Genomic DNA, 19,950 nt, shown 5'->3' on the forward strand with positions numbered 1-19,950 from the left:
GTCACCATGAGGATTTAACACGGTATACCGTAGAACCTGTAAAACGCTGAAATATGGAATTTAACGGCAAGAGGCAGCAGGGGAAAACATGATGAAAGCTCACTCACTGGGGGGCAGTGGTTGAGTTTTTCATAAAATAACGCCACCTGTTCAGTTCTGAGTTTTCCGTGGCGATTCAGAAACTGTCCCCAAAGCGGCATATTCCGGTAGCGGTCAGTAACGGGCTTGGATGATGAGATATATTGCGGAGGGAATAACCGCCTGTAAGCATTGATATTGTATAACCATGACAGCCCACAGACATTTTCAGCCTCAGGGTGAGTATCACGTACCAGACGGAAAAGTTTACGCAACTCTTCGTGTCTTATTTGGTACTGGCTATCGTCCAGCGGTGATTCACTTTCGTTCTGACGATTTTCAAAGTGAATTCTGACCGTATTTCCAGGCTCATATGCGTATGAGAAACAACCTGAATTCGCGGCTATATCCGGGGGCAATATTTCAGGCCTTGACTGCCAGACTGTTAGGGTATGCTCTGCATTCCTGACCGTATCGGTTTGCAAGCCGCTGACATATTTCATCCAGTCCGGATTATCCGTATCAAAATCCCGCCCCAATCCCAGCCGGATATAAATATTTGTGTAATCCATGATGGCGTTACTGAGTGGTATACCTTTCGCTGATGCCACGTAAGCTGCGAAATGCAGCTGTATTTCGAAGAATTCCTGGTTGATTAACATGCTGTTTCTCCCAACAGGGTGGCGATAGTCATCATTCTTACCCCCTGATGGCGTGGAGCCGTTCAGCCAGCGCGTTGATAATGATGCCGATACTTTTTCTGCTCTGAGAAAATAGGCCAGATGACGCCAGAATCTGAGCCATCGTGCAATAGTCGTTTCCCCAACGCCATAGACTTTACCAAGATCCTTTTTACTGGCGAAAGCGCGAAGATATTCCGGTACGCGGCCAGCCTGATTTCTGGTGTGATTTTTGCCAATAAATATAAGTGCACCTCGTTGTTGGACGATTATCCAACTAATGGGGTGCACTCAGGAAAACATGGTTGTTTGCCAACAGCGTCACAAGACGGTATACCGGCATTACTCGTGCAGCAGCACCTGGGTGTTGTATTCCCACAGCCGGTTGAAATGGATGTCGTCCAGATCCCGCTGCGGGCTGATATTGCCCTTGAACGGCCGGTCGGTGGTGGCCGCTGCGCCCCACGGGTTGGCGAGGTCGTAGCTGCTATCAATGGTGCTGTCGCGGATCACCAACTGGCCGTTGGCGGTTTTGCCCGGCAGGTAACCGGTCTGTTTCGCCCCCTGATCCCAGGCGCGACCCAGTTTGGCTTTCAACGCGCCGCGATAGCCGCTATCCCCGGTCAACTGGCTGTTGATCACCAAAAAGCCGTATTTCACCGACGGAATACTGTCCGGCGCGAACACATAGGCTTCTTTCGAACCGCGGCTGGACACGGTATGGAAACGCACTCCGTCAAACACGGCGGTGGCGCGGCCAAACACGTAATCGACATCCCCTTCGATGTAGCTGTCCTTGATGTAGGCGCGGCTGTAATGGTCGGTGACGTAGCTGTTTTTGCGGTCGCTGGTATTGACGAAAAAGGTGTCCTGACGGCTGAGCAGGCGGACATTTTCCAACTGCACCCGATCGCCGTCGGTACGCAGCGCGACGGCCTGATGGGTGCCTTTATCAACCGTGTCCAGCAGCGCGTTGACCACCGTCAGGTTTTTCAACTGAAAACCGTCGCTCTGCGACCACATTACCGCCGAGCAGGTGGTGTTGATGGTCGCACCCGCCTTCGAGGCGCAGGCGTCGTACATATACCAGGCCGGGTCCGTCGGCTGATACTGGTTGTGCGGATTGACGCGGGCGCGATAATCGGCCGGCGACATCATTGAATCCAGCGCCAGCGAAACCACGACCTGATCCGGTTGATTGCCGGCGCCGAACAGCGTTAACGGCGGCGCGCCTTCCGGGATGTATACCGTGCCGGTGTAGGTGCCCGGCAGCAGTTTGATGAACACACGTTCTTTGCCCGGATGCTGGCGTAGCGCCGCGTTCACCGCCTGCTGGATGCTGGTATGGGTGACGCCCGCCACGCCGGCGCGGGGGCCGACCACATAGGCGGCAGTGATGCGAGAGGTGTCAATCGGCGTTGGCGTCCAGCCATCCGCCACCGGTCTGGCGTATTCGCCGCCGTGGGCGAAATAGTGTTGCGGGGTAAAACGCCCGGCTTCCTGCGCCGACAGCACCGGACGGCTGGCGGTACCGGGAAACACCGGCTGGAAACGCGCCGGATTCGGCGTCTGGCTGGCGCAGGCGGCCAGGATCAGTGACATGGACACCGCGGCAGCCAGCCCGGAATAGTGTGTCAGACTCACAGCATACTCCTTTCAGGTTGAGGTCATGTTGTTGTATTCATGAACGTTAGGCTGTGGCAGCCTACTCAACCCGGTACGAAAAAACGCGAAGCGGGATCATAATTTCTGAAAAATAAACCTGCGTTTCATTTTTGTCTGCGGACAGCCGCGACGAAATAGGGCGCAATTCTGATTTTTAGCGGCGTTTCTGTTAGATATAGGAGCGTTCCGTCGGAGATTGACGACGGAAAGGGCGGACGTGACAGACGCGCCGGATGGCAAACCGATAACTGAACATCATAAAACATGGCATTACTGATAAAAGCGGCGCTGGGCGCTATCGTAGTCGTACTGATCGGCCTGCTGGCCAAAACCCGTAATTATTATATTGCCGGGCTGGTGCCGCTGTTCCCAACGTTTGCGCTGATAGCCCATTACATCGTAGGCGCGGAGCGCGGTATGGAAGCGCTGCGCGCCACCATTTTATTTGGCATCTGGGCGGTGATCCCCTATCTGGTGTACCTGATTTCGCTCTATTACTTTACCGGCGTGATGCGCCTGCCGCCGGCACTGGCGCTGGCGGTGGTGTGCTGGAGCCTGTCGGCGGCGGTGCTGGTGAAAGTCTGGAGCAGTTACTATACCGGATAGGAATTACTATGCCGGATAGCACCGGCTAGGCGTTAACAGCGCGTCGCTGGCGGGAAAAACGAAAAACGCCCGACGCAGCGAGCGCCGGACGTGCGATGTTACAGGTCGTCCTTGGTGATGCCCTTGGTCGCCGGTGCGGCGGTCGGGCCGGCGCTGACGCTGTTTTCGGCGTTGTATACCAGGTAGATGTTCTTCTGGCTGTCGATGCCGTTGTCGAACACTAGCGTGATGTTGTTTTTGTCGAATCTGGCGGTTACCCGCGAGTTAGGCGTGTTCATGAAGGTATTGACGTCGCTGGCGGATAACGGCGCCGTCATGCCGTATTTGCTCTTCAGCCCTTCCACTACGCTGGGCACGTCGGCCAGCGTTATCGAAATAGCCAGACGGTTGAACTTGTCATTGTTGAAACTGAAGATCGCCTGCGTTTTTTTGTCGGCGAAGCTAAAGTCCGGGCAGATATACACCGTCTGCCCCATAATCATTTCCGGGCCGCGCAGTGAACAGTTGGCCTGCTGCCGAATGGCGGCGGCGGAGGCGCCGAATTTCAGGTTTTTGTAGCCATCGGCGGCGGATACCGTCAGCGACAGCAGCGACAGGGCAAGCGCCAGCAAGGGGGTATGTGGCCTGTTCATGAGATCCCTCGTGATTGTATGTTGCTATGGGAGTGGGCCTTGCGCCTGACGGGGGACAGGAACCGTATGGGCTTGGCGGTAATAATTTGTCTATCTTACGTCGACTGTCGGATTCTCAGAACGATTTATTTGCTATGGCTAAATGCCGCTCGGAAGCTTAGAAACGATCCCAGGGAACCAGCAGCAGTACCAGTTCAATCACAATCACTATAATCAGTAGGACAATCAGCTTTTTACGCCATAACCAGTCATCGAACCGCATTCTTTTTCCCGCGTTATATCCGGTTTATCCACTTACTCTAGCGGGTTTTCCCGGCGGATACGACCGCCAGCGCAATGGCGGTGATAACCCCTGAACCGCGCATTAGCGGATTCGGCGTAAATCGGATGGCGATGACGAGGTTTGATTAGCTTTTTTTTCGCTAACCTTATGCGATTTACGCGCTTTGGTAAGCCTGCCCCCCGGTGCAATATTCGGATTTTTATCATTCCAGGGGAAGTAAAACACAATGCGTAAATCGGCATTTTCAGCATGGGCGGCGGCTATCATGCTGTCGCTGGGCGTCGGCGGCCAGGCCGCGGCGGAGACGACAGCCAGCGCGGGCGGCAATCTGATCATCGGCATCACCAGCGGCGACCCGCTGGTGATGAATCCGCTGTATGCCAGCGACCGAACCACACTGACTATTATGCAGGCGCTGTATTCGCCGCTGTACAGTTATAACGACGGCAAGGTGGAGTGGGGGTTGGCGCAAAGCCTGACGCCATCAGCCGACAACCTGTCCTATACGCTAAAACTAAAACCCGGCCTTAAGTGGCAGGATGGGCAGCCGATCACGGCCGATGATGTGGTGTTCACTTTCAATAAGCTGCTGGATGAGCAGCAACATAGCTTTTTCCGCAGTATGTTTGTGTATAACAATCAGCCGGTGGCGGTCAGCAAGGTGGACGATCTGACGGTGAAATTCACGTTGCCGCAGGTCAGCGCCGCTTTTGTCGGTTCGCTGGTACAGATTTACCCCATCCCTCAGCATATTTTTGCCACAGAAGAGGATTTGTCGAAGAGCGCCAAAAACGATGCGCCGGTCGGTTCCGGCCCGTTCAAATTCGGCGAATACCGCTCCGGTCAGTACTATGCGCTGAGCCGCTTTGATGATTACTGGAACGGCAAGCCGAAGCTGGAGGCGGTGACGTATCGCTTCGCCAGAGATGCCAACGCCGCCAGGCTGGCGATGCAGAACGGCGAAATCAATCTTAAGCTGATCGACCCGCAGGATGTCAGGCAGCTCAAGGCCACCGGTCGCTTTGACTTCATTATTTATCCGGAAGGCCGTCTGGCTTACATGGTGTTCAATCAGAACGTCGACAGTATGAAGAACAAGGCGCTGCGTCAGGCGATCGCCTATGCCATCAACAAGGATGAACTGGTGCAGACCGCCTTTACCTCGCTGGATTACGCCAAACCCGCCAATTCGATCCTGACGCCGGATACGCTCTATCAGACCGGGGATGTCGAAGCATACCCCTACAACCTCGATAAGGCCAAAGCCTTGTTCAGCGAGTCAGGTCAGACACAAGGGTTGAAGCTGCGTCTGGCGTATATCAACGCCAATAAGACTCAGGAGAGCATGGGGCTGTATATCCAGCAGAAACTCAAAGATATCGGCATTGATGTGGAGTTGCTGCCGCTGGACGCCAACGCCATGTCGCAAAAAGGGCGCGACAAGAACAACACCGCTTATGAGCTGAGTCTGGGCGGTTACATCATGGGCGCCGAGCCGGACGGCTACAAGTCGCTGTTTATGAGCAACGAGGATTACAACTACGCCCACTACAAGAACCCGGCGTTTGACGCGCTGTGGGACAAAGGCGCGATTGAAACCGATACGGCGCAGCGTGCGGCAATCTACCAGAATATCCAGCAGACGGTGGCGAGCGAGATGGTCTGGTACCCCATCGCCTACACCAACGCGGTAGTGGCGGTAGACAAACGCTTTGGCGGCACGCAGGAGGCGGAACCGAAACCGGTCTACCTGTTCCAGGATTTGTCGAAAATCTATCAGCAATAATCTCCCCCGGCCGCTCGCAGCGTGGCGGGCGGCCGTCGGCAACCCGTGCGGAAGGCTCATGGATAACATGGCTCATGGATAACATAGCTCATGGATAACACAGTTCATGGATAACATAGTGGCGCGTCGGCTTGTGCAACTGCTGCCGATGCTATTTTTTATTTCACTGGTGTCGTTTCTGCTGGTGAAGCTGGCGCCGGGCGACCCGGTGCAGGCGTATATCACGCCGCGTATGAGCCAGGATGACATCGAGCGGGTGCGTCATAGTCTCGGATTAGACCGGCCGCTGGCGATACAGTACCTGCTGTGGCTGAAAAACGTGGTGCAGGGCGATCTGGGCTATTCGCTGATTTCCCACCGCCCGGTGCTGACCCTGATCGTCGAGCGGCTGCCGGCGACGCTGGGCCTGATGGGCGCGTCGCTGCTGCTGGCGGTGGCGATCGCCATACCGCTGGGGCTGCTGGCGGGCGCGTTTCGCCACCGCTGGCTGGATCATCTGCTCAATCTGTTTGCCTATATCGGTATTTCGGTGCCGATTTTCTGGTTCGGCATCCTGTTGATCATCATTTTTTCGGTCCAGCTTAACTGGCTGCCGAGCATGGGAATGCGCACCATCGGAGCGGCGGATTCCTGGCTTGATGTGGCGCGACACGGCGTGCTGCCGTGCATCGCGTTGACCTTTTACAACCTGTCGCACTATGTGCGTTACATCCGCTCTCACACCATCACCCAGCTCTCCGCCGACTACGTGCAAACGCAGCTGGCGTACGGCGCGACGCGTGCTCACATCCTGTTTCGGCACGTGCTGAAAAACGTGATGTTGCCGGTTATCACCCTGTTCGGCCTGTCGTTTTCCGAGCTGGTGGTGGGCGCCTACGTGACGGAGAGCGTGTTTTCCTGGCCGGGTATGGGATTGCTGGGTATTCAGTCCATCACGTCATTGGATTACCCGTTAATCATGGCGATAGTGATGCTGTCGGCATTGATGCTGGTGATCGGCAATCTGCTGGCGGACGTGCTGTACCGCGTGGCCGATCCGCGCATCAAGGCGATGAGGTAGGGCCGATGGGAAGACGATGGCAACAGGCAAAACAACAGTTGCGCCGCAACCGACCGGCACAGCTGGCGCTGGCGATTCTGGCGGTGTTTGGCGTCACGTCGGCGCTGGCGTGGCTCAGCCCGTGGGACCCGAACGCCATGGCGATTCAGGCGCGGATGCTGCCGCCGGATAGCACACACTGGTTCGGCACCGACGAATACGGTCGGGATTATTTTACCCGCGCGCTCTATGGCGGGCAGATTTCACTGATGGTCGGCGTGCTGGCGATGACGTTCTCCACCCTGATCGGCACGCTGGTGGGGACCGTCAGCGGCTACGTCGGCGGCCGTCTGGATACGGTGCTGATGCGGGCGGTGGATATGCTGATGTCGATCCCTGCCTTCTTTTTGCTGCTGGTGCTGAATGCCTATCTTAAGCCGGGGGTCGCCAACATCATTTTGATCATCAGCGCGCTGACCTGGATGAACTTGTCGCGGCTGGTGCGGGCGGAAACCCTGTCGCTGAAAGAGCGGGAATATGTGCTGTACGCGCGCGCATCCGGCGAACGGGCGTGGCGTATCATCCTGCGTCATATTATCCCCAATATTCTGCCGACCATTATGGTGGCGGCGACGCTGAATATCGCCTCGGCGATCCTGATGGAATCCACGCTCAGCTTTCTCGGGCTGGGCGTGCAACAGCCCAACGCCTCCTGGGGCAGCATGCTCAACAATGCGCAGGCCTATATTGGCGACGCCACCTGGCTGGCGCTGTTCCCCGGCATGTTGATCCTACTGACGGTGCTCAGTTTCAACGTGCTGGGCGATGTGTTCCGCACCGCTTTTGAGCCGGGGGCGCAACGCGATGAGTGAGGCATTAATGGGTAACGCATTCTTGTCGAATAAAGAGCCGTCGAGTGAAGATCTGTTGTCGATTGACAATCTGCGTACCTCCTTTTTCACCCGCGATGGGGAAGTGCAGGCGGTGCGCGGCGTCAGTTTCAGCGTCAAAGCGGGTGAAATCGTCGGTATCGTTGGCGAATCCGGCTGCGGAAAAAGCGTCACCTGCAAATCGGTGATTCAACTGCTGGGCGGCAACGGCCGTATCGTCGGCGGGCAGATCCGCTTTCGCGGCGACGACCTGGCCGGTTATAGCCCCGGGGCGCTGCGGCGACTGCGGGGTAACGATATCGCCATGATTTTTCAGGATTCCATGACGGCGCTTAACCCGGTGCTGACGGTTGGACGGCAGATGCGCGACATCCTGATGCGCAATCAGCGGCTCGATAAGAAAACCGCCAGGCTGCGGGCGATCGCCATGCTGCAACAGGTGGGCATTGCTGATGCCGAGCAGCGCTACGATCAGTATCCGCACGAATTCAGCGGCGGTATGCGCCAGCGGGTGATGATCGCCATCGCGCTGTCCTGCCACCCGGCGCTGCTGATTGCCGATGAACCCACCACCGCGCTGGATGTCACTATTCAGGCGCAGATTCTTCGCTTGCTTAAACAGCTGCAACGGCAAACCGGCGCCGCCATCATGCTGATTACCCACGATTTAGGCGTGGTCGCGCAGCTTTGTTCTCGGGTGGTGGTGATGTATGGCGGTCTGGTGATGGAAGAGGGGGACGTGGAAGATATTTTCTACCGACCGGCACACCCTTACACCCGGGGATTGCTGGCGTCGTTGCCGCGGCATGACGACGTGCGTCGGCGGCTGTCGCCGATTGAGGGCGCTCCGCCGGGGTTGTTGCATCCGCCGACCGGCTGCCCGTTTGCCGCGCGTTGTCCGCAGCGTATGGCGGTGTGCGACCAGCAGCAGCCGGACCGGCGACAGTGTGGCGATCATCACTGGGTGCAGTGCTGGCTGGCGGATTCCACGGAGGCGCGACATGCAGAGTAACCGACAACCGCTGCTGCGTATCCGTGAACTCAAAAAGCACTACGCCGTGCGGCGGGGCTGGCGCAAACAAGGTCAACCGGTGCGGGCGCTGGATGGCGTCAGTTTTGACATCTGGCCGGGCGAAACCTACGGGCTGGTGGGCGAGTCGGGCTGCGGCAAATCGACCCTCGGACGTAGCCTGCTGCGGCTGGTCGAGATTACCGCCGGGGAGATCCATTTTGACGGCGAGCTTATCAGCGCGTTGCCGGAATCGTCGTTAAAGCCGTTTCGCCGGCGCGTGCAGGCTATTTTTCAGGACCCGTATTCCTCACTCAATCCGGGGATGACGGTGGCGCAACTGATCGCCGAACCGATGCGGATTCACGGCTATGCGCGAGATGAGCGACAGGCGCGCACGCTGGAATTGCTGAATCGGGTGGGGTTGAAGGCGGAACACCTAAATCGTTTTCCCCACGAGTTCAGCGGCGGCCAGCGACAACGTATTTGTATTGCCCGGGCGTTGTCGGTGAATCCGCAATTCGTGGTGTGCGATGAACCGCTGTCGGCGCTGGATGTGTCGGTGCAGGCGCAGGTGGTTAATCTGTTGCAGGACTTACAGCAGGAGCGGGGGCTGACGTATCTGTTTATTGCCCATGACCTGTCGATGGTGCGCCATATTTCGGATCGGATTGGGGTGATGTATCAAGGGCGGCTGGTCGAGGAAGCGCCCGCGGAACAGTTGTATCTGCATCCGACACATCCCTACACCCGTATGCTGCTGGCATCAATCCCGATACCGGATCCGCGCGCGGTTACGCCGGATGAGCCGATTGTCGCCGAGTCAGGCGGGTCGGCGGCGGCCGGTTGCCCGTTTTATGCCCGTTGCCTTCAGGCGAGCGAACAGTGCCGCGCCGCTGCGCCGCCGTTACGCGACATTGCCGCTGGACACCGGGTGGCATGCTGGCATGGCGTGCCGGAACCGGAGGGGCAATCCATCGGTAATGGTGACTTAAAATAACCGGTTAAAGGTAGTGATAAACTCGCGGCGGCATCAGGCAAAGAGATTGCGGTATGCCGGGCACGGCAGAACATGCGTCGCCCGGCCGTTATCTGTCTGGATTATTTAATTTCGACCAGCGTGCCTTTGCGGCGGGAAGCCGAACCGTCTGGCAGGAAAATATTGGTATAGGCGATGCCGTTGCGGAAATCATCTACATGGACAACATGTTGTCCGGCCCGGCGCGACCAGTAAATCATATAGACGTCATGGCCGATCGGCGTGACGGTAATATCCACTTTTGCCGTATTCTTACCATCCGGAGAGGTGAAAACCATCTCTTTGGCTGAGGTGAAATCCAGACGGAACTTCTGGTCGCCAAAATCGACATTGTAGGATTTACCTACCGCGACAAATTCTGCATCGCTAGCCACCGCAACGGCATGCGGATCTTGAGACGCGGCCATCGTGGTCAGGCTGACGCCAGTCAGGGCCGCCAGCAGCAGCATCTTGCCGGCGAATTTTTTCGATAATGCGTTGAATGTCATTACATATCCTTCATTTTACAGGTGAAAAATCACGACGATGCTTGAATCGGTGCAGAAGGGCGTTTGCCCGTGCTCTCGCCGTTAATCAGGTTTCTGAGATAGACTAAGTATGTTTATAAACCTTATTCAGGTGGGGCGGAAGAACGCACCCGCGTGAGACTTAGTTTACTCGGGGGTACCTATATGGCGGCGACAGAGCAGGAAGAAGTGAAATATGTCTATGATATTTATGAGGATCGTTGTCCTACCCGTATGGTGCTGGAGCGATTGGCGGACAAATGGGCATTGCTGGTGCTGGCACGGCTGGAACAAACGCACACACCTGTTCGGTTTAATGCGCTGAAGCGCGGCATCAAAGGGATTACGCAAAAGATGTTGACCCAGACGTTGCGTAAGCTGGAGCGGGATGGGCTGATTTCGCGTCAGGTGTTCAATACGGTGCCGGTCACGGTCGAGTATGCGTTGACCCCGCTGGGCGATACGCTGACGGAAACAGTCGCTACGCTGGCGCACTGGGCCGAAAAGAACATTGATGCGGTGCTGGCCGCGCAGGCGCAATGGGATACGCGCCAGCAAACGATGTCTGGCGCGGAGGAGTAATACGACGCTAACGGATGCCGTCAGGCGAGGGCGTTGGACGCCGAGTGTACCAAACGTCGCCCAACGACAAGCGAGCGTTACTTGACGGTCACCTTAATAACCGCTTCTTTATCATCAGGCTGAGGTTGTTTTTCCCACGGGCGGGCATAGGACAGGTCGATTTCGCCTGTACCTGCTTTCACCGCCTTGAAGTGAAACATCTCATGGCCGCCGCATCCGACTTTGTCGTGGCAGTCGGCGCCGGGTTTGTAGGTTTTGCCGGTCAGCACGACGATATCCGGCAATTTTTTAATCGCCCAGGTATAACCGGTGCTGGGGTTGGCCGGCAGCGTCACTTCAAACTGCTCGCCGACTTTGGTTTCTTTATGCTGATTATCGACAGCCGTGGCTGCCATGACGCTCAGCGGGAACATCAAACCAACTGCAAAAGCGAATCTTTTCATGAAGTTCTCCAGAGATAATCGTGAATACAGTAAAATACGGCCTGCATATTGGTGATTATGGCCCATGTTTTTGCATGGGCAGGTAGTAATACTCGCCATGATAATCAGCGATATAAGAAGAGGACACTCTGTGTTCAGGCAACGAATATGGCGGGAAAACAGCAGAAGGATAATAAATGTGTAGCGACATAGGGTTACCTCACAAATAAGGTTATTTTATGTTTTATAAAAGATGGCACAAGATGTGAAAATGGCAAATTAATATCACCTAAATATCTTAGCGTGGCGCGTGAATTGTATTGTGACGACATTATTCGTCATACAGGGTTATTTTCCGTGATGACTATATAAAAAATAAAAACGGCAGAGATGGAATTATTTAAATTTTATTAATAAACCAATGTGCTGTTGGTGCGGTAAATAATGATCCGCGTAATGAGTAGTATATTGGCGCTGCCGGGGCGTTTATCTGACTCTATCACTTACTCCGCCTGCGGCGTTCGCTGATGAAAACACACTTTATTGTATGGCGCATTATATTGATTTTTCAGTACACGCTGGGGTGCCTGATTTCTGCCGGCAGGGACGTGCTTAGTATAATGGGCTGCGCTTTAATTATTCCTTCAATGCGCTTTCAATCAGCAGACGAAAAATTCAATCGGCAGATGAAAAATTCGATACCATCCGTTTATTTTTTTCCGGTTATTCGGCTGAAAGAGAGATGAGTTCATTGGTCTGTTATAATAAACGCCCAGTTGCTGACGGGCGTTTCTCTCTTTGCGTTTACATGCACAGTTGTACGCTTTTCCGGCGTTTCTTCTCTTCGTACATGACTGCATCCGCTTCTCGCATCGCATCATCTGGGGTGACCGTTACCGGATTAACCGCAATCGCCCCGATACTGGCTCCGGCGTAATCGATGCGGCAGGTGTTAAGCTCAAAGCACCCTATCAACCGCGCCGTCAGCCGCGTCTTGAGAGACTGTGAGATGGTCAGCGATTCCGCAAGGGTTGCCGCGCCAAAGCCCGCCACGATAAATTCATCGCCGCCCAGACGCCCAAGCACGTCGCCGGCGTGTATCCCCTGTTGCAGACGTTGACCGACTTCAAACAGGAAGGTATCGCCAACCTTATGCCCGTAATGATCATTAATGTGCTTGAAACCATCCAGATCAACAAACGCAATAATGACGTATCGCCCGGTATAGTGCGCCCGCGAAAAAAGCTGATGTAGCTGATTAAAAATGGAACGACGGTTTGGCAGCCGGGTCAACTCATCGGTATAAGAAACGGTGGTCAGCGCTTCATTCGCTTCCTGCAGTTGCTGCAACAGTTGTTCTTTCTGAATGTACTGCGCGATCAGTTCGGCAAAAAGCTGCAGGATTTGCTGGCTACGTTCGTTAATCGGTTGATTTTGCGTACTGGCGGCACAGAGCGTACCGTATAGCGAACCATCGTCTAACAACACGGGCGTACTGACATAGGCTGCGATATCGAGTTCTCGCGCGGCTTGCGAGTCTCCCCAGTGTTCTGGCACGTTGCACATATAGCGTCGTCCTTCATCCAGCGCCCGTTTGCACAACGAATCTCCCCAGGGAACCGACAGCCCTTCAGGAATCTGCATCTTTTTGCTGTTATGCGAGAAGACAACGTGCTGCAGATTACGCTCCGACTCGATGCGCGTAAGATAGGTCGATTCCATATTCGTCACCAGTTCAAGCGTCTGCAGTAACTGTCTGACCAGCCCTTTCAACGTCTTTTCCGTTTCCAGCGAGGCTGAAATGCGCTTAATCAGATTATCCGCCATGAAATCAAATCTCCCCGTTCCTTAAGTTCTCAACCGTACCACATCGGATACACGCTAATGTTTAACAACCGGCGACACAGGTTCTCTTTGTTATGATTGTGAGTCCGTGTTATCCACTACATCACACTTTCTCCGACTGTGCTTTGATGCGGTTTAATTGCAGCCGCGGGTCTATGTGCCTGTAGCAACGGACATCCATGGTAACCAACATTGGCGACCAGAATAGAAGTTTTTTGTGGAAATTTGAGGGGGAAATCTTGCGGTCAACCGCTCCCGATGACCCGTACTCTCGTTAACGCGGCGAACTGTCTCTCTTGTTCATTATTCTGACGGCGCTAATACATGCCGGCACGAGAATGGTTTACAACGGGGGTGTTTTGTTGCTGACTGACTTTTTCGTACCAGAAACGCTGGGCGTGCCTGTCAGTCTGGTTGCTGCTGTCTTTGCCGGGCTGCTTTGGCTGGTGATCCGTGACGCGATGATTTACGCCAACATCATCGGCTGTGATTTAGGACCAAAGCTGACACCCATCGGTAGCCTTGCTACGTTGCGGTGGCTACACGTACTGGCGCAGAAAGAGAACCGTATCAAATGGGGAGATGACTTTCGCGTTGGTGCGGTGATGACATTTCCTGTACTGTTTGTGACGCTGACCGCCCTGGCGCTGCGTCTTTCCATCTGACTTGCGCGGTGGTACACCGCAGACCCGTTTGAAGAGAAAAGCGATGACAGACATTACCATCTACCATAATCCCGCGTGCGGAACCTCCCGTAATACACTGGCGCTGATTCGTAATTGCGGTGTCGAACCCACCATCATTCACTATCTTGAAACACCCCCGTCGAGAGACGAACTGGTCAGATTAATCTCCGCAATGGGGATCAGCCCCCGGGCGCTATTACGTCAAAATGTAGAGCCTTATGCACAACTGGGGCTGGCCGAAGATAGGTTCAGCGATGAGCAATTGATCTCCTTCATGCTGACGCACCCGATTCTTATCAACCGCCCGATTGTCGTGACGCCGCTTGGCACCCGCTTGTGCCGCCCGTCAGAGGTGGTGCTGGATATTTTACCCGATGCGCAGCAAGGGGAATTTACCAAAGAGGATGGCGAGATAGTCGTCGATCAATTCGGGAAGCGAGTGGAATAGAATGGAATTGAAAACCTGGAATGTGCAGGAAGTGCGTGAGAAAACTCGTTTGTGCAGCATCGTTTACGCGCTGCTGATAAAGACGCTAAGCATTTACCACATTTCATAAGCCAGTTTTCCCTGTGACTTACAGATGAATGTGCGAAGCTTAATTCAACGTCTGGTATTATCGCCCGGCACATCTATCCAGGACGTTGGTATGCAACCAAAGCGTATTATTATGTTCGCAAATTTCTTTCTGAGGTTTCGCCATGTCCTGGGGCGGTCCATAGCGGTTTTTCTCCCATAATAGAGGATAAAATGTCTAGTAAGATCGGCTTATTATGTTTGTCTTTACTCATACCATTTGCGTCGTATGCAGAAAAAGGGGAGTTTAAATTTTCGGTTGGAACCCAAAATCATATCTTCGATTCGTCGTGCATAAAGTCCATTCATTACGTGAGGCAGGATGAAATGGGGGCGGATAGCTTAGGCATTTATCTTACGGATAGATGTGGCGAGCGATTGGAGGATATTACCGATAAGAACATGGGGAAAAAATTGACTATCTCATATTTGGGTAACGAACTCTCTACGGTGATGATCGTGCAGCGGCTGAAGCGCAACTTCAGAATTAGTACAAAAGATACACCAAGAGTAGTTTTAATGTGGGTTATCGATGACTACAACGTATCCCTTGAGTGATTTGAATATCGCAACAACGGGCCAGAAAGGACAAGTTTAACCTTGCGGCGCCTGATGTAACGTGTAGGTAGTGCCTCACATGCCGGTCAAAGTCCTACAGGCGATACGCGGTAGCCGAAGCATCTTAGGGACGACTCTATGTAAGCCTGAAGTTTTATCGTGAAAAGTCGATAATTATCCTGAAGAGTAGCTATCTGCTTTATGTTGAAATATCAGAGTTGAACAAAAAATGACTATAGTATTCATCCCTGCGCTGGTCGTATTGTTGGAGGCAAAAGAGAAGGAAGCTGGTCGTGAATTGACCCGGCAAGAAATTGAGTCAATACGCGATGATGCTACCGCCGTTCAACTGCCAGAGGAAATTGCAAAGGAGATGGTTAGGGACCGCGGCTATCCTGATATTGACGCAGAATTCGTCTGGGATGAGTGGCTGAAATACAAGAAAAGCATATTCCGATGAAAACAATCGAAGAACTGAGAGCGGAGCTCCTTAAAATTGGTCAGCAACTTGGTGGAGGAGTAAGGCCAAATCATTACTTCATCATCCCTGACAAACCTGATGGTCTCGCTACTCCACATCTGGAAATTCATGGGGAGGAATACCATTTCATCGTCAGTGAAAGAGGCATCGAAAGGGAGCGTAATGTGACCCGTAGTGACGAAGACATCCTTTATTGGTTCACTGACTGTGGTGTACGTGGTATGGCTTCAAGCTATGCGGCTTTGAATAGCTCTCCAGACAGAACGTTCAGAGATGTATATTTCCGAAAACAGTATCATCTAATGCTTTCCATCAAGCCCGAATGGGCTACAAGAAAGCACAAGGAATTTGCAGCGCTCCTCAAGCTATAACGGTTGACGCTTATCTTCATATGCTAATGTTTATTAATCATTTTTTGACCGTCTGTCCTTACCCCATTAATTAACTCGTCATAAAGTTAGTAATGTCCGCTGCTGGCACAAAATTGTCCAACAGCGGTCTCGGTCAACCAGAGGAGAATGGAGCGGAGGTTATGGCTTTCAATGCAATGAATATTGCCCGTGACAATGAATGACTATAAGCTAATCTATTGGGCTAGGAAAATGCTAAATGTGAGAGGATAGCATGAATCCGTTAAGTAGATAAGGAGCATAAAATATATGAGCAGGCGCCTCAGCAAAGATTACCGCACAAAAATCAGGAATATTCCCCGCGTATAACAGCTCTTAATCGTTGGGCAGAAACCTTCCATAATCCAAACCGCGCCGTTTTTTCAGAAGACCAGCACTACTGGAACTACAAAATACCTGTGAATATTAATCTTGTGGAAGAGAAGTATAGTAATCAGAAAATTAAGGCAGACTGCGCTCAATCTTTAATCAATGCATGTTCTAATTTAATGCTCGCAACGGCAGATTGGGAGTACTGCCCACGAATTACTGCTGTAATCTGCCTCCCGGATATGTTTACCAGCGAGGTATGTCTGTTCCGCTCTGAGGATTACTTTCAGGGCTTCATATCAGAAGGTAGCACTGAAAATAGTTCATCGGAACTTCTCGAAAAACGTAGTCTTGCTGAAGAATGGGGGCTTATTCTTCCAAACGGTGTGCAGGAATTGGGTATTGCACTTGAATATCATGGCGGTGACGACCCAGATGAGTGGTTCACAGGCGAGCGTTGGTATTACGGCCAATTACAGTGATCGAAGCCATTCCGGGAACACCAAGTTAAAGTGAAATTGCTGATGGCATGCCCTGATTACTAACTCATAGCAAGGCTTATAACGTCGGATCTTGGCGCAAAACTGCCAGCGATAGTGCCTTAGCTGCTAAGAGCGAAGACAGGACGTTGTCCTTGATTATAAATGGCATAAAAAAGTCTAAATTGGACATGGCGATTCAAATGGCTTAAATTATGTTGTTTTTGCTAGCAATGTTGCGATATTAGCTTTAACCTTCAAATCTACTTTTCCCACCATAGTTTCAATCAGCTTAGGTAGTTCTTCATGGTTATTTTTTTGATCGTATGGTATAACAATTAATTTCCTCAGGGTTCTATGTATATCTCGGATATTTTGAGGTATTTTATTGCTTGTGATGATATAATGCGGGCGTGACTTAGGATATTTATATGCATACAACTCCATTAATGATGTAATAGCAGGGTCGTCCATTGAAAAACCAACAAAGAGAAAAGTATAATTTAATAAAAGCGAATCTAAAAATAATGAATAGTTTTCATTTCCAAATGCAAGTCTTATATATTGCGAACGAGAAAAAACTATATTACTGACATCATCAATTGAGCCATGAATCTTAATGATATAAGACGTGTCATGCTCTTTTAAAACCTTGAAAATATCGTTATCTACTTTTGATATTACTTTGAAATGTCTTTCACCATCAGCTAATGATGAAGCCCATGCACTTTCGACCAACTTATCAAAATTCGTTGTGAGAATTATTCTTTGCCTTAAAGAAATTAAAGCTTTATGTAATGCAGATGGCTGAGCCGCACGTCCGTATTCTTCTGTAACTTTTCTTTCCCATGTATCGCCATAATCTGCTTGCAATAATTCACAGGCTAACAAGTAGTCTTTGGCTTTTAATAAATTTTTGATCTGTCTTTTTAATGTGTTATTTCTATCCTTGGCTGCATCCTCTAAAAAATCTGGCCACCCTTTAAATCTGTTAACTGCATCTAGATTCACACTTGAAGAGACACCAGATCCTAAAAACAAAACAACTTTTTGTTGTGAAAGATCATTTATTAAATCTTCATTGTAAATCATGTCTTTATTTCTCGCTATTAGCTTCTTGAATGTTTTCTAAATAACGACGTGCAATATCACGATATAATTCTCTCGCACTTTTCCTTAACCTTGTATAATTTCCTGTACCTGAAACGGAAATCATTGGTACATGTTGAGACTGAGATTTTGGAGCTAAGCTGCCTAAATGCCTGACATCGCCTAAGTGTGGGTTCATTGACTTTTCTGCATATAGCTTTGATAAATATTCAGTTATCTTGGATGGGAAACTTTCACCAATGTCCTCATATGCTTGAACACGACGCTTGGTTTTTATTTCTTCAGTGTTTTCCAAACGAACAGTATCATATCCTGAACGCTCTTTATGCTGTTGTGTCACATAGCCAAGAAATTTCAATTTCCCCTGTGGAGATAACTGCGATAATTCACTTGGTTCTTCTGATAGTCTTATTCCTGTGTCAAGTTCCTTTTTCCAAATTGAAACAGTCGATCCAATATTTTTTATTGCCCATAATGAAAAAACATCGATTGACATAGGAACCACAAAAAATTCCATTGCAAGTAATACCGCGCGGTTAATTGCTCCAAGTGAAGGTCCCATATCGAAGAAAACAAAATCATAATTTAATTCACGAGCTTTCTTAACTAACTCCGCAAATACATATGTTGTTCGAATTCCTCGCATACCACCGCCCTTAGCATCTCTCCAATCGCCAGCTAATAAATCTTCTTGAAGAGCAAGTCGTGGATCTCCAACGATTATATCGAAGCCGAAACTTTCAACATTACGAATTGGGAGGTCGCTTTCATATCCTTTACCAAGGGATAATGGCCTTATGACAGTGTATATGCTGTCAGGATTATCTTGGCTGTAAAGTTGTTGCGTTTCTGTATCTGTTAGCACATATTGAGTAAGATTACATTGAGGATCTGCATCAACAACCAATACTTTTGCGCCAAAATTAATCGATAGTTCAGCACCTAAATTCGCAACCAGCGTTGTTTTTCCAACACCGCCTTTGTTATTAAAAAAACAGGTGGTCTGGGTTTTAAATTTCTTAATTTTATTTATCAGTTCAATATCATCTAACGTAAGTTCGATATTTGTATTTTTGCTCCGGTTTTTGCGTGGCATTCTTAGTCTCCAAAAATTATATGCATGTTATAAGGACACTACATCTAGTTATTGGCAATATTTTCACAGATTTATTAGGCACATACAATCTAATGTTTCGATATTAGTTGCTCTAACACAATCATAAGCATATCGTAACGCGTTCAATGCCCGCTTCTGGCAAGTAAATTTGATTGGTCCAAGTAATAACGATAACGCCAGATCAAGCATAAGTCAGTATAGGTATAGCAATCCTACATTTTTGCGCATTACTACCGTTCGGTTCCGTTTTGCGCAGTAATAGCGTAATCACAACGCTGGCGAAGTTTCCAGCCTCTCTTTACGCGTGCACCCTCGCGTTTATCGATCCTGAAACTCAGGTTTTCCGTAGTCTCCAAAGGGTAGGGCGACATTGCGTAATTTACCTATCTGATAACAGGCTGAACATTTAGCACCGGACGAAACAGGAAATACACGAACAAAAGCTAACCGCACATGGAGTAAGGATGTTTGCGCCGTGGTACGCACTGAAAATGACGCATGATGCTGCGTACTTTATTGCGTATCGTTTTGCTGTAACCCGTGAGCGGCCAGTTTCACTACTCACCATGTGGACGGTAAACGCCTGTGGGTGTGGAAAATGCGTAAGATCTGAATGGTGTTGTTTTTGACACGGTAGGGGATGATATAGGGATAGTGCGATAACACCAGTTCGCGTGTGCCTGGAACGCGACCCGGTCGCCCCAGTGATGGCTGCTCTGGCAGGAGTTGTGTTAATCGTCTGACCTCACTGACAAACTGACCGGCTGCCTGCGGATCATCCTGTGCAATATGGTGGTATTCGGCTTCCAGATTGGCGGCAGCTTTGCGCAGCCATTTAATTTCCATGCGTTGTTGCACCTAGTTTTTGAAACAGCTTGCCCATTTCATCAGCCGCAACAAAATCACCCGCGTCAGCCTCTTTAATCGCTTGCTCAACCTCGGCAATTTGCCAGGCTTCCCGTGCGAGATACTCTTCAATAGCCTGACCTGCGAGAAAAGAGCGTGTACGCCCCGTCGCCTTTGCCAGCGCGTCTAACTGGGCGGAGGCGTTGTCATTCAAGCGAACCGACATAACACCCATGATGTATACCTCACTACATTGTTTATTTTGTATACATTGTAGTTTCTGTGGGCGAATGGAGCAAGTTAGCAGGAGAAAAGGAG

22 protein-coding genes and 1 pseudogene are annotated in these 19,950 nt (G+C 51.1%); 13 read left to right on the plus strand and 10 right to left on the minus strand.

Annotation, left to right across the window (positions count from 1 at the left end; translation table 11 throughout):
• Positions 1-14: 14 nt before the first annotated feature.
• Both DXXMK7_RS08790 and pemB read right to left on the minus strand, forming a co-directional pair.
• The gene (locus DXXMK7_RS08790; RefSeq protein WP_127353462.1) at positions 15-1,049 is read right to left on the minus strand and encodes a hypothetical protein; all 1,035 of its coding nucleotides are present in this window, start codon (positions 1,047-1,049) and stop codon (positions 15-17) included.
• 51 nt (positions 1,050-1,100) lie between these two features.
• Positions 1,101-2,402 carry a pectinesterase PemB gene (gene pemB / locus DXXMK7_RS08795; RefSeq protein WP_071605196.1) on the minus strand — a complete coding sequence of 434 codons (1,302 nt, stop codon included), beginning with the start codon at positions 2,400-2,402 and terminating at the stop codon, positions 1,101-1,103.
• A gap of 285 nt (positions 2,403-2,687) precedes the next feature.
• Between pemB and DXXMK7_RS08800 the strand changes: the two genes are divergently transcribed.
• A complete protein-coding gene (locus tag DXXMK7_RS08800; RefSeq protein ID WP_038918767.1) occupies positions 2,688-3,029 on the plus strand; it encodes a GlpM family protein in 342 nt (113 codons plus the stop codon).
• Positions 3,030-3,127: 98 nt separating this feature from the next.
• On the opposite strand, the gene DXXMK7_RS08805 is transcribed toward DXXMK7_RS08800, so the two are convergent.
• Positions 3,128-3,661 (minus strand): hypothetical protein, encoded by a 534-nt coding sequence (locus DXXMK7_RS08805; protein ID WP_038918768.1) that lies wholly within the window; start codon positions 3,659-3,661, stop codon positions 3,128-3,130.
• A 509-nt stretch (positions 3,662-4,170) separates the two neighbouring features.
• On the opposite strand from DXXMK7_RS08805, the gene DXXMK7_RS08810 reads away from it, so the two are divergent.
• From DXXMK7_RS08810 to DXXMK7_RS08830, 5 genes are all read left to right on the plus strand, one after another.
• A complete protein-coding gene (locus DXXMK7_RS08810; protein ID WP_038918770.1) occupies positions 4,171-5,730 on the plus strand; it encodes an ABC transporter substrate-binding protein in 1,560 nt (519 codons plus the stop codon).
• A gap of 106 nt (positions 5,731-5,836) precedes the next feature.
• Complete coding sequence (locus DXXMK7_RS08815) at positions 5,837-6,790, plus strand: ABC transporter permease (protein WP_038918772.1); 954 nt, start codon at positions 5,837-5,839, stop codon at positions 6,788-6,790.
• Between the two features lie 5 nt (positions 6,791-6,795).
• The gene (locus DXXMK7_RS08820; protein ID WP_038918773.1) at positions 6,796-7,641 is read left to right on the plus strand and encodes an ABC transporter permease; all 846 of its coding nucleotides are present in this window, start codon (positions 6,796-6,798) and stop codon (positions 7,639-7,641) included.
• A 7-nt stretch (positions 7,642-7,648) separates the two neighbouring features.
• Positions 7,649-8,671: an ABC transporter ATP-binding protein gene (locus tag DXXMK7_RS08825; RefSeq protein ID WP_049842546.1), complete on the plus strand. Its 1,023-nt coding sequence runs from the start codon at positions 7,649-7,651 to the stop codon at positions 8,669-8,671.
• The gene (locus DXXMK7_RS08830; protein ID WP_049842547.1) at positions 8,661-9,668 is read left to right on the plus strand and encodes an ABC transporter ATP-binding protein; all 1,008 of its coding nucleotides are present in this window, start codon (positions 8,661-8,663) and stop codon (positions 9,666-9,668) included. Before DXXMK7_RS08825 ends, DXXMK7_RS08830 begins: the two co-directional genes overlap by 11 nt.
• A gap of 101 nt (positions 9,669-9,769) precedes the next feature.
• Here the strand turns inward: DXXMK7_RS08830 and DXXMK7_RS08835 are convergent, their stop codons facing one another.
• The gene (locus DXXMK7_RS08835; RefSeq protein ID WP_198677302.1) at positions 9,770-10,195 is read right to left on the minus strand and encodes a hypothetical protein; all 426 of its coding nucleotides are present in this window, start codon (positions 10,193-10,195) and stop codon (positions 9,770-9,772) included.
• Positions 10,196-10,378: 183 nt separating this feature from the next.
• On the opposite strand from DXXMK7_RS08835, the gene DXXMK7_RS08840 reads away from it, so the two are divergent.
• Positions 10,379-10,795: a helix-turn-helix domain-containing protein gene (locus DXXMK7_RS08840; protein WP_197724543.1), complete on the plus strand. Its 417-nt coding sequence runs from the start codon at positions 10,379-10,381 to the stop codon at positions 10,793-10,795.
• A 77-nt stretch (positions 10,796-10,872) separates the two neighbouring features.
• Here the strand turns inward: DXXMK7_RS08840 and DXXMK7_RS08845 are convergent, their stop codons facing one another.
• Positions 10,873-11,337, minus strand: a complete 465-nt coding sequence (locus DXXMK7_RS08845; RefSeq protein WP_225623145.1) for a protease inhibitor I42 family protein — start codon at positions 11,335-11,337, stop codon at positions 10,873-10,875.
• Positions 11,338-12,021: 684 nt separating this feature from the next.
• Entirely contained in the window at positions 12,022-13,044 is a 1,023-nt protein-coding gene (locus tag DXXMK7_RS08850; RefSeq protein ID WP_038918775.1) for a sensor domain-containing diguanylate cyclase, read from the minus strand.
• A gap of 464 nt (positions 13,045-13,508) precedes the next feature.
• Between DXXMK7_RS08850 and DXXMK7_RS08855 the strand changes: the two are divergent.
• The 6 genes and pseudogenes from DXXMK7_RS08855 to DXXMK7_RS08880 form a co-directional block, all read left to right on the plus strand.
• Positions 13,509-13,727, plus strand: a pseudogene (locus tag DXXMK7_RS08855) (ArsB/NhaD family transporter); the annotation flags it as partial.
• Positions 13,728-13,770: 43 nt separating this feature from the next.
• Complete coding sequence (gene arsC, locus DXXMK7_RS08860; protein ID WP_038918777.1) at positions 13,771-14,196, plus strand: glutaredoxin-dependent arsenate reductase; 426 nt, start codon at positions 13,771-13,773, stop codon at positions 14,194-14,196.
• A 300-nt stretch (positions 14,197-14,496) separates the two neighbouring features.
• Entirely contained in the window at positions 14,497-14,880 is a 384-nt protein-coding gene (locus DXXMK7_RS08865; protein ID WP_038918778.1) for a hypothetical protein, read from the plus strand.
• 229 nt (positions 14,881-15,109) lie between these two features.
• Positions 15,110-15,340, plus strand: coding sequence for a hypothetical protein (locus DXXMK7_RS08870; protein ID WP_038659597.1), 231 nt, complete (start codon positions 15,110-15,112; stop codon positions 15,338-15,340).
• Complete coding sequence (locus DXXMK7_RS08875; protein ID WP_038918779.1) at positions 15,337-15,732, plus strand: Imm63 family immunity protein; 396 nt, start codon at positions 15,337-15,339, stop codon at positions 15,730-15,732. The genes DXXMK7_RS08870 and DXXMK7_RS08875 overlap by 4 nt, the downstream gene beginning before the upstream one ends.
• Positions 15,733-16,076: 344 nt before the next feature.
• Positions 16,077-16,562 (plus strand): DUF3916 domain-containing protein, encoded by a 486-nt coding sequence (locus tag DXXMK7_RS08880; protein ID WP_038918780.1) that lies wholly within the window; start codon positions 16,077-16,079, stop codon positions 16,560-16,562.
• Between the two features lie 210 nt (positions 16,563-16,772).
• On the opposite strand, the gene DXXMK7_RS08885 is transcribed toward DXXMK7_RS08880, so the two are convergent.
• From DXXMK7_RS08885 to DXXMK7_RS08890, 4 genes are all read right to left on the minus strand, one after another.
• Positions 16,773-17,651, minus strand: a complete 879-nt coding sequence (locus DXXMK7_RS08885; protein ID WP_038918781.1) for an SIR2 family protein — start codon at positions 17,649-17,651, stop codon at positions 16,773-16,775.
• 4 nt (positions 17,652-17,655) lie between these two features.
• Positions 17,656-18,765, minus strand: a complete 1,110-nt coding sequence (locus tag DXXMK7_RS21860) for a ParA family protein (RefSeq protein WP_071605198.1) — start codon at positions 18,763-18,765, stop codon at positions 17,656-17,658.
• Positions 18,766-19,347: 582 nt separating this feature from the next.
• Positions 19,348-19,632: a type II toxin-antitoxin system RelE/ParE family toxin gene (locus DXXMK7_RS21865; protein WP_071603937.1), complete on the minus strand. Its 285-nt coding sequence runs from the start codon at positions 19,630-19,632 to the stop codon at positions 19,348-19,350.
• Positions 19,622-19,867, minus strand: a complete 246-nt coding sequence (locus DXXMK7_RS08890) for a CopG family ribbon-helix-helix protein (protein WP_038918783.1) — start codon at positions 19,865-19,867, stop codon at positions 19,622-19,624. The genes DXXMK7_RS21865 and DXXMK7_RS08890 overlap by 11 nt, the downstream gene beginning before the upstream one ends.
• Positions 19,868-19,950: the final 83 nt, after the last annotated feature.

Origin of the sequence: Dickeya sp. MK7, assembly GCF_000406305.1 — a bacterium.
Lineage (GTDB): Bacteria > Pseudomonadota > Gammaproteobacteria > Enterobacterales > Enterobacteriaceae > Dickeya > Dickeya fangzhongdai.

What these genes read in the sequence shown, in the direction of transcription:
- DXXMK7_RS08800 (WP_038918767.1), top strand. Translation starts at nt 2,688, where the DNA reads ATGGCATTACTGATAAAAGCGGCGCTGGGCGCTATCGTAGTCGTACTG.
- DXXMK7_RS08805 (WP_038918768.1), bottom strand. Translation starts at nt 3,661, where the DNA reads ATGAACAGGCCACATACCCCCTTGCTGGCGCTTGCCCTGTCGCTGCTG.
- DXXMK7_RS08810 (WP_038918770.1), top strand. Translation starts at nt 4,171, where the DNA reads ATGCGTAAATCGGCATTTTCAGCATGGGCGGCGGCTATCATGCTGTCG.
- DXXMK7_RS08815 (WP_038918772.1), top strand. Translation starts at nt 5,837, where the DNA reads ATGGATAACATAGTGGCGCGTCGGCTTGTGCAACTGCTGCCGATGCTA.
- DXXMK7_RS08820 (WP_038918773.1), top strand. Translation starts at nt 6,796, where the DNA reads ATGGGAAGACGATGGCAACAGGCAAAACAACAGTTGCGCCGCAACCGA.
- DXXMK7_RS08825 (WP_049842546.1), top strand. Translation starts at nt 7,649, where the DNA reads ATGGGTAACGCATTCTTGTCGAATAAAGAGCCGTCGAGTGAAGATCTG.
- DXXMK7_RS08830 (WP_049842547.1), top strand. Translation starts at nt 8,661, where the DNA reads ATGCAGAGTAACCGACAACCGCTGCTGCGTATCCGTGAACTCAAAAAG.
- DXXMK7_RS08835 (WP_198677302.1), bottom strand. Translation starts at nt 10,195, where the DNA reads ATGACATTCAACGCATTATCGAAAAAATTCGCCGGCAAGATGCTGCTG.
- DXXMK7_RS08840 (WP_197724543.1), top strand. Translation starts at nt 10,379, where the DNA reads ATGGCGGCGACAGAGCAGGAAGAAGTGAAATATGTCTATGATATTTAT.
- DXXMK7_RS08845 (WP_225623145.1), bottom strand. Translation starts at nt 11,337, where the DNA reads ATGGCGAGTATTACTACCTGCCCATGCAAAAACATGGGCCATAATCAC.
- DXXMK7_RS08850 (WP_038918775.1), bottom strand. Translation starts at nt 13,044, where the DNA reads ATGGCGGATAATCTGATTAAGCGCATTTCAGCCTCGCTGGAAACGGAA.
- arsC (WP_038918777.1), top strand. Translation starts at nt 13,771, where the DNA reads ATGACAGACATTACCATCTACCATAATCCCGCGTGCGGAACCTCCCGT.
- DXXMK7_RS08865 (WP_038918778.1), top strand. Translation starts at nt 14,497, where the DNA reads ATGTCTAGTAAGATCGGCTTATTATGTTTGTCTTTACTCATACCATTT.
- DXXMK7_RS08870 (WP_038659597.1), top strand. Translation starts at nt 15,110, where the DNA reads ATGACTATAGTATTCATCCCTGCGCTGGTCGTATTGTTGGAGGCAAAA.
- DXXMK7_RS08875 (WP_038918779.1), top strand. Translation starts at nt 15,337, where the DNA reads ATGAAAACAATCGAAGAACTGAGAGCGGAGCTCCTTAAAATTGGTCAG.
- DXXMK7_RS08885 (WP_038918781.1), bottom strand. Translation starts at nt 17,651, where the DNA reads ATGATTTACAATGAAGATTTAATAAATGATCTTTCACAACAAAAAGTT.
- DXXMK7_RS21860 (WP_071605198.1), bottom strand. Translation starts at nt 18,765, where the DNA reads ATGCCACGCAAAAACCGGAGCAAAAATACAAATATCGAACTTACGTTA.
- DXXMK7_RS21865 (WP_071603937.1), bottom strand. Translation starts at nt 19,632, where the DNA reads ATGGAAATTAAATGGCTGCGCAAAGCTGCCGCCAATCTGGAAGCCGAA.
- DXXMK7_RS08890 (WP_038918783.1), bottom strand. Translation starts at nt 19,867, where the DNA reads ATGGGTGTTATGTCGGTTCGCTTGAATGACAACGCCTCCGCCCAGTTA.